Source organism: Corynebacterium tuberculostearicum SK141 (assembly GCF_000175635.1).
Taxonomy (GTDB): Bacteria; Actinomycetota; Actinomycetes; order Mycobacteriales; family Mycobacteriaceae; genus Corynebacterium; species Corynebacterium tuberculostearicum_C.
In genome coordinates this window covers 1-1,617 of the sequence record NZ_ACVP01000009.1, presented here as the reverse complement: position 1 = coordinate 1,617, position 1,617 = coordinate 1, and the positions used below count along the sequence as shown (strand labels likewise).

Sequence of the window (1,617 nt, the reverse complement as noted above, 5' to 3'; positions counted from 1 at the left end):
TTTTGTGGTTTGTGGTGGTTTGTTCTTTTGTTGGGTTTCGGGCTTTTCACGGCCTGTTTCGGATTTTTGTTCTGAAATTTTTTTGTGGAGAGTTTGATCCTGGCTCAGGACGAACGCTGGCGGCGTGCTTAACACATGCAAGTCGAACGGAAAGGCCCTGCTTGCAGGGTACTCGAGTGGCGAACGGGTGAGTAACACGTGGGTGATCTGCCCTGCACTTCGGGATAAGCCTGGGAAACTGGGTCTAATACCGGATAGGAGCCATTTTTAGTGTGATGGTTGGAAAGTTTTTTCGGTGTAGGATGAGCTCGCGGCCTATCAGCTTGTTGGTGGGGTAATGGCCTACCAAGGCGGCGACGGGTAGCCGGCCTGAGAGGGTGGACGGCCACATTGGGACTGAGATACGGCCCAGACTCCTACGGGAGGCAGCAGTGGGGAATATTGCACAATGGGCGCAAGCCTGATGCAGCGACGCCGCGTGGGGGATGACGGCCTTCGGGTTGTAAACTCCTTTCGCTAGGGACGAAGCTTTTTGTGACGGTACCTAGATAAGAAGCACCGGCTAACTACGTGCCAGCAGCCGCGGTAATACGTAGGGTGCGAGCGTTGTCCGGAATTACTGGGCGTAAAGGGCTCGTAGGTGGTTTGTCGCGTCGTCTGTGAAATTCCGGGGCTTAACTCCGGGCGTGCAGGCGATACGGGCATAACTTGAGTACTGTAGGGGTAACTGGAATTCCTGGTGTAGCGGTGAAATGCGCAGATATCAGGAGGAACACCGATGGCGAAGGCAGGTTACTGGGCAGTTACTGACGCTGAGGAGCGAAAGCATGGGTAGCGAACAGGATTAGATACCCTGGTAGTCCATGCCGTAAACGGTGGGCGCTAGGTGTGAGGGTCTTTTCACGACTTTCGTGCCGTAGCTAACGCATTAAGCGCCCCGCCTGGGGAGTACGGCCGCAAGGCTAAAACTCAAAGGAATTGACGGGGGCCCGCACAAGCGGCGGAGCATGTGGATTAATTCGATGCAACGCGAAGAACCTTACCTGGGCTTGACATACACCGGATCGGGCTAGAGATAGTCTTTCCCTTTGTGGCTGGTGTACAGGTGGTGCATGGTTGTCGTCAGCTCGTGTCGTGAGATGTTGGGTTAAGTCCCGCAACGAGCGCAACCCTTGTCTTATGTTGCCAGCATTTGGTTGGGGACTCATGAGAGACTGCCGGGGTCAACTCGGAGGAAGGTGGGGATGACGTCAAATCATCATGCCCCTTATGTCCAGGGCTTCACACATGCTACAATGGTCGGTACAACGCGCAGCGACACTGTGAGGTGGAGCGAATCGCTGAAAGCCGGCCTTAGTTCGGATTGGGGTCTGCAACTCGACCCCATGAAGTCGGAGTCGCTAGTAATCGCAGATCAGCAATGCTGCGGTGAATACGTTCCCGGGCCTTGTACACACCGCCCGTCACGTCATGAAAGTTGGTAACACCCGAAGCCGGTGGCCCAAACTTGTTAGGGAGCCGTCGAAGGTGGGATCGGCGATTGGGACGAAGTCGTAACAAGGTACCCGTACCGGAAGGTGCGGGTGGATCACCTCCTTTCTAAGGAGCTTTTATTTT

General features: G+C 55.0%; 1 rRNA gene. It reads left to right on the top strand.

Annotated elements, in window-relative coordinates:
* Positions 1-81: 81 nt before the first annotated feature.
* Positions 82-1,599, top strand: a 16S ribosomal RNA gene (locus CORTU0001_RS03295).
* The last annotated feature ends 18 nt before the right edge of the window (positions 1,600-1,617 follow it).